The organism is Mannheimia sp. (assembly GCF_056854775.1).
This window is the reverse complement of record NZ_JBXGGI010000029.1, coordinates 1-6,218: the sequence shown is the minus strand read 5'-3', so window position 1 is coordinate 6,218 and position 6,218 is coordinate 1. Positions and strand designations below refer to the sequence as shown.

Annotated in this window: 7 protein-coding genes; 3 read left to right on the top strand and 4 right to left on the bottom strand. The window is 38.8% G+C overall.

Annotated elements, in window-relative coordinates; translation table 11 throughout:
- Positions 1-319 precede the first annotated feature (319 nt).
- Both ACJHV0_RS02555 and recF read right to left on the bottom strand, forming a co-directional pair.
- Entirely contained in the window at positions 320-1,300 is a 981-nt protein-coding gene (locus ACJHV0_RS02555) for an IS1595 family transposase (protein ID WP_483133296.1), read from the bottom strand.
- A 119-nt stretch (positions 1,301-1,419) separates the two neighbouring features.
- On the bottom strand, positions 1,420-2,514 hold the full coding sequence (gene recF / locus ACJHV0_RS02550) for a DNA replication/repair protein RecF (RefSeq protein WP_025236490.1): 1,095 nt from the start codon (positions 2,512-2,514) through the stop codon (positions 1,420-1,422).
- Positions 2,515-2,655: 141 nt separating this feature from the next.
- On the opposite strand from recF, the gene ACJHV0_RS02545 reads away from it, so the two are divergent.
- The 3 genes from ACJHV0_RS02545 (at position 2,656) to grxD (ending at position 4,019) form a co-directional block, all read left to right on the top strand.
- Positions 2,656-2,994: a YbaB/EbfC family nucleoid-associated protein gene (locus ACJHV0_RS02545; RefSeq protein WP_025236489.1), complete on the top strand. Its 339-nt coding sequence runs from the start codon at positions 2,656-2,658 to the stop codon at positions 2,992-2,994.
- A gap of 6 nt (positions 2,995-3,000) precedes the next feature.
- On the top strand, positions 3,001-3,606 hold the full coding sequence (gene recR / locus ACJHV0_RS02540) for a recombination mediator RecR (RefSeq protein WP_025236488.1): 606 nt from the start codon (positions 3,001-3,003) through the stop codon (positions 3,604-3,606).
- Positions 3,607-3,686: 80 nt separating this feature from the next.
- Positions 3,687-4,019, top strand: a complete 333-nt coding sequence (gene grxD, locus ACJHV0_RS02535; protein ID WP_025236487.1) for a Grx4 family monothiol glutaredoxin — start codon at positions 3,687-3,689, stop codon at positions 4,017-4,019.
- Positions 4,020-4,267: 248 nt separating this feature from the next.
- Here the strand turns inward: grxD and glyA are convergent, their stop codons facing one another.
- Entirely contained in the window at positions 4,268-5,530 is a 1,263-nt protein-coding gene (gene glyA, locus ACJHV0_RS02530; RefSeq protein WP_334228879.1) for a serine hydroxymethyltransferase, read from the bottom strand.
- 192 nt (positions 5,531-5,722) lie between these two features.
- On the bottom strand, positions 5,723-6,218 hold a 496-nt coding region (locus ACJHV0_RS02525; RefSeq protein ID WP_483133295.1), incomplete at its 5' end, for a uroporphyrinogen decarboxylase/cobalamine-independent methonine synthase family protein.

Genomic DNA, 6,218 nt, shown 5'->3' with positions numbered 1-6,218 from the left:
TCGTAGTTCAATACAAGGAAGCTGATGTGTGATATAAATAATACTACTAATGAGATATTAAAAGTTTTAAGGATGCTGATTGGTGATATGTTTTTATTTATAAATTTCATATTGGTAACCTCTTTATAGTTGAAATTTGAGATTACTATTCTAAATCGTTTTTTTTTCGTCAATATCTATTCGGAAAATAATCAGTAATTTTAACAAAATCCAAGAAATCGCCAGCACAAACGCCCCTGAACGCAAGCGTTAGAGGTGGTTTTGATAGGGTTTTAGCCTACTAAGTTGCTCTGCATACCGCCTTCGGTTTGGAAAGCTGCTAGATAAGCTTAATCGGTGGGTGATTAAAACAAAGTGTAGATAAATGTATTAGTTTTTGAATAAGGCTATCTTGATTATGGTTTCTTCGATAAGCGGTTTCTAAGCTAAATAAGAAAATATATTTCTGGCTAATATGTTTGACGATATTTAAATTATGAACAAGCAAACTATTAAAATTTTCCGCAAGGTTATTACTTACCCCATTTTGGGTGCAAAATTCTTTGGCGTGATTAACTTTTTGATGGTTAAAGCCTTGCTGTTTAATAATCGAATAAACAGGGGCGGAATCAGTATGAATTTTGCTATTTTTATCCACCTGATTTAATATTTTTAATACCGTTTCTTTATCTTCTGTTTTAGCAATATAAACAATGCTCTTTTTTACCCATTTATTCGGTTGTTTTTCATCTTTGTATTTACAGGTGGCATTAATAATCGAAAATTTGTTTTTCTGCTTATCAAGTTTGTTTTTATCTTTATTTATTGCATTGGCTTGCTGAGAATTGCATTTTCTAATGGATTTGGTTTTATATTTTCCATCAATATGCACTTCACCTTGTAATAAAATACTTTCTTGTTCTTTTAAAAAAGTATGTTGGATTTTCTTTACATTCATAAAGGCGGTTTTATAACAAATGCCAAGATCGATACTTAGTTGATAAATAGAAATAGCACATTTTCGGTTATTAAAGTATAGTAATAAATGATAAATATCAACAAAAGATAATTTTCGAGAATGGAATGTCGTGCCGGAACTTAAACTAAAGGTATGTTTGCAGTATTTGCAACGCCACTGTTTGCGTGTTTTTATATAATAGGCTTGATGCTTTTTTTGGCAATGGGGGCAAATTTGCTCGCTTAAACTCTCCCAACGTAAATATTGAAAGAAATTGCGAGCGGTTTCTTCATTAATATTTTTAATCGATTTTATGTTTAATTTTGAGTTTTCTTTATCTAATCCTAATAATTTGTGAGGCATTTTTAAAAATAAAATAGCGTCTTTCGACATTACAATTTATTTTAAAAATGCGATAGGGAGAAAACCAAATAGATGAGAAAATTTTTTTAAAAATATTTTTTGCAAATTTTTGCCATAAATTAACCGCTTGCAAGTGGCTGAATATCACCGTTTTTCACTTCAAACAAGCGATCATCCGCCCTATCTTGCCACTGCATTTGGTTGAGCTGATCTTGGGTAATTGCCGTAACAAACACTTGCGAGCCGTTTTCTCTTAAACGGTGGGCTAAAAGTTCACGTTTGGTTGGGTCAAGCTCTGAGGCGAAATCGTCAATCAAAAACAGGCATTGGCGTTGTTTTTGGGCGACTAAATGTTCCCCTTGTGCTAAGCGTAACGCACACATCAGTAATTTGAGTTGCCCACGGGAAAGCACATCTTCCACCGGCAGTCCGTTCGCTTTAAAACGGAAATCCGCTTTTTGTGCCCCAATCATTGTGTAACCAATCGCTTTATCACGCTCAAAGCCTTGTGCCAGAATTTCGGCATAATCCGCTCCCTTTTCCCAACCTTGATGAAAACTTAAGCCGATTTCTAATTCCGGCAAGAAAAATTGACAGGTTTTCTCAATTTCAGGGCGGAGAGCTTCGGCATATTCCGCTCGCATTTGGCTCACTGCATAGGTGGTTTTCACCAGTTCAATATCCCACGCTTTTAGCTCTTGGTAAGAACGCACTTGTTGCAAGGCAGAGTTTCGCTGTTTTAATAAACGGCGTAGGTTAGTCCAATGGGTGTAGAAATCAGAATGTTGGTGGAACAAGCCCCAATCCAAAAAGGCTCGGCGATAGCTCGGACCGCCGTTGAGTAGCGTTAAGCCCTCAGGCGTAATCACTTGCATTGGGAGTAACTGAGCGAGATCAGCAATTTTATTGCCATCTTCGCCATTGATTTTAAGGGTGGTATCGCCGCTTCGAGATTTCTGAATGCCAACCGACCACGAATGTTGGGCTTCGTCAATTTTGCCGTGTAAGACAAAATCATCACTATCATAATTGATGATGCGGTTGCTGATATGGCTTTTAAAGGAACGCCCGTGCCCGAGATAAAAAATGGCTTCCAACAGGCTGGTTTTACCGCTGCCGTTTGAGCCGACTAAAAAGTTAAAATGGGGGCTAAATGTTAAATCGGCACTTTGGATATTGCGGAAATGATTAATCAGTAAACGGGTTAAAGCCATAAAGTGAGAATACAAGCGGTTAAAAATGAGTGGTATTTTACCAAATTTGCAAAATTTTGGGAAAAATTAACCGCTTGCAGATTAGACAAGCGTTCAGTAAAATGAACCGCTTATTTTATCGCTAAATTTAGAGGAAAAATTATGTTTGGAAAAGGCGGTTTAGGTGGCTTAGGCGGCTTAATGAAACAGGCTCAGCAAATGCAAGAGCGTATGCAAAAAATGCAAGAAGAGATCGCACAATTAGAAGTAACAGGCGAATCTGGAGCAGGTTTGGTGAAAATAACCATTAACGGGGCACACAACTGCCGCCGTATTGAGATCGACCCATCATTAATGGAAGATGATAAAGAGATGGTGGAAGACTTAGTTGCAGCAGCGTTTAACGATGCCGTTCGCCGTGCAGAAGAAATGCAAAAAGAAAAAATGGCGAGTGTAACAGCAGGTATGCAATTACCACCGGGTATGAAATTCCCATTTTAATTGAGTATGCAAACCAGTCCTTTACTTGAAAATTTAATGGAAGCCTTACGAGCGTTGCCGGGCGTTGGTCCAAAATCGGCACAGCGAATGGCATATCATCTGTTGCAACGTAATCGTTCGGGCGGTGTAGCATTGGCTAAGGCATTAAGCGAAGCAATGAGCCATATCGGGCATTGCCAATCTTGCCGTACCTTTACCGAAGAAGAGGAATGCACAATTTGCAAAAATCCTCGCCGTCAAATGAGCGGACAGCTTTGTGTGGTTGAAATGCCGGAAGATATTCAAGCTATTGAGCAAACCGGGCAGTTTTCGGGGCGTTATTTTGTGCTAATGGGGCATTTGTCGCCGATTGATGGTATTGGTCCACGTGAAATTGGGCTGGATTTACTCCAACAGCGTTTGGAAAATGAATCATTCCACGAAGTGATTTTAGCCACTAATCCAACCATTGAGGGCGATGCGACGGCAAACTATATCGCCGAAATGTGTAAGATGTACAACGTAAAAGCAACTAGAATTGCACACGGAGTGCCTGTTGGCGGTTCGCTTGAAATGGTAGATGGTACGACGCTTTCCCATTCATTTGCCGGGCGACGTGATATTACCTTTTAAACTATTTCGGTATAGGCTTAATTCTGATATAATTACTCAACTATTTTAATTTTAAAATTCTATTTTATTGAGGTTAAAAAATGGAAACTATTGACAAAATCAAACAACAAATTAGCGAAAATCCAATTCTACTTTATATGAAAGGTTCGCCAAAATTCCCATCTTGCGGTTTCTCAGCTCGTGCGGTGGAAGCAGTAATCAACTGCCAAGTGCCATTCGGTTATGTGGATATTTTAGCTAATCCAGACATTCGTGCTGAATTACCAAAATTCGCAAACTGGCCAACTTTCCCACAATTATGGGTAGAAGGCGAGTTAATCGGCGGTTGTGATATCGTGTTAGAAATGTTCCAAAAAGGTGAATTACAAGAATTGTTAAAAGCAACGGCAGAAAAGCACGCAGCAAATTCTTAAAGTCAATCGTTAAGGCTCTTAATTTAATCAGTTCCCAATAATGGTTAGATTGGTTTAATTCAAGGACTAAGCCCGATATTCTAAGGGCTTAGTCCTTTTAATTTCATTTGAATACGAACAAATAATATTTGTGAATATGTTGAAGATAAAATCTGCACCTTAATCAGTTGGTTGTTTAGTCCAACTTTTGAGGTGCAGATCATAATTCGCTTTTTTGTTTGCTTTTTTTAAAGATGAATTACAGCATACTAAGCATAAACAGGTAAACGTTTGCAGATTTCTAATACTTTCGCTTTCGTCTCTGCAATCACTTGCTCGTGGTTGTCTTTACCGATACTTTCTAACACATCACACATCCAGCCGGCTAATGTTGCTACATCATCTTCTTTAAAACCACGACGGGTAACAGATGGTGTTCCCACACGGATACCTGATGTTACAAATGGTTTTTGTGGATCGTTTGGTACTGAGTTTTTATTTACCGTGATGTTTGCTGCACCCAAAGCTGCATCTGCTGCTTTACCCGTTAAGCCTTGTTTTACAAAACTTACTAGGAATAAGTGGTTTTCCGTTCCGTTAGAAACTACCTCAAAGCCACGTTGTTTAAATACTTCCACCATTGCTTTTGCATTTTTTACCACTTGTTGTTGGTAGGCTTTAAATTCAGGCTCTAATGCTTCTTTAAAACAAACCGCTTTTGCTGCAATAACGTGCATTAACGGACCACCTTGACCTGCCGGGAATACCGCAGATTGTAGTTTTTTATAGATTTCTTCATCGCCACAAGCAGATAAAATTAAACCACCACGAGGACCGGCTAATGTTTTATGTGTTGTGGTTGTAACAATGTGTGCGTGTGGAAGTGGATTTGGGTAAACGCCTGCTGCGATTAAACCTGCAACGTGTGCCATATCCACAAATAAGTAAGCTCCTACTTCATCAGCAATTTCACGCATTTTAGCCCAATCAATCACTTGAGAATAAGCGGAAAAACCAGCCACAATCATTTTTGGCTTGACTTCTTGAGCTTGCTTACGCAATGCATCGTAATCAATTAAGCCTTCTGCGGTAATACCATATTGCTCCGCTTTATAGATTTTGCCGGAAAAACTAACTGAAGCACCGTGTGTTAAATGTCCACCGTGAGCTAAGCTCATACCTAAAATGGTATCGCCCGGATTTAATAACGCCATATACACCGCAGCATTTGCTTGTGAGCCAGAGTGTGGTTGAACGTTAGCATAATCGGCACCAAATAATTCTTTAGCACGATCAATCGCTAATTGCTCAATAATATCTACATATTCACAGCCGCCATAGTAGCGTTTATTAGGGTAGCCCTCTGCATATTTATTGGTTAATTGTGAACCTTGAGCTTGCATTACACGCGGACTTGCGTAGTTTTCTGAGGCAATTAACTCAATGTGCTCTTCTTGGCGACGATCTTCATCTTGGATAGCCTGCCATAAAACAGCATCATAATCTGCGATATTCATATCACGTTTTAACATTGTTGGACTCCTATAAAGCTTAAGTAAACGTTTGCGTAAGTTGATTTTCCGATATTTTACGTATTTTTTAATCTAATAGATAGTATTAATTTAAATAATCATACTCCTATAAAAGCAGAAAGCAACAAGCGGTCATATTTTGTAAATTTTTTACCAAAAATGACCGCTTGTAAGATAGTAAGTTTTGCTTTTCTAACCCGCCAATTCTGCTCTAATTATCGCCGCACCTTGACTAAGTGCATTGAGTTTGCCACGAGCGACTTCACGAGAAAGTGGTGCCATACCACAGTTAGTGCAAGGGTAGAGCTTATCGGCATCGACAAATTGCAATGCTTTACGCAATGTATCTGCTACTTGATCAGGTGTTTCAATGGTATTGGTTGCGACATCAATAGCTCCCACCATTACCTTTTTACCACGAATAAGTTCAATTAAATCCATTGGTACTTTGGAATTCTGGCATTCAAGAGAGACAATATCAATTTTAGATTGTTGTAATTTCGGGAAGCTCTCTTCGTATTGTCGCCATTCTGAACCGAGCGTTTGTTTCCAATCCGTATTTGCTTTAATGCCGTAGCCGTAGCAGATATGCACCGCAGTTTCGCATTTTAAGCCTTCGATAGCTCGTTCAAGAGCAGCAACCCCCCAATCGTTTAATTCGTCAAAGAATACGTTAAACGCAGGTTCA

What these genes read in the sequence shown, in the direction of transcription:
- ACJHV0_RS02555 (WP_483133296.1), bottom strand. Translation starts at nt 1,300, where the DNA reads ATGCCTCACAAATTATTAGGATTAGATAAAGAAAACTCAAAATTAAAC.
- recF (WP_025236490.1), bottom strand. Translation starts at nt 2,514, where the DNA reads ATGGCTTTAACCCGTTTACTGATTAATCATTTCCGCAATATCCAAAGT.
- ACJHV0_RS02545 (WP_025236489.1), top strand. Translation starts at nt 2,656, where the DNA reads ATGTTTGGAAAAGGCGGTTTAGGTGGCTTAGGCGGCTTAATGAAACAG.
- recR (WP_025236488.1), top strand. Translation starts at nt 3,001, where the DNA reads ATGCAAACCAGTCCTTTACTTGAAAATTTAATGGAAGCCTTACGAGCG.
- grxD (WP_025236487.1), top strand. Translation starts at nt 3,687, where the DNA reads ATGGAAACTATTGACAAAATCAAACAACAAATTAGCGAAAATCCAATT.
- glyA (WP_334228879.1), bottom strand. Translation starts at nt 5,530, where the DNA reads ATGTTAAAACGTGATATGAATATCGCAGATTATGATGCTGTTTTATGG.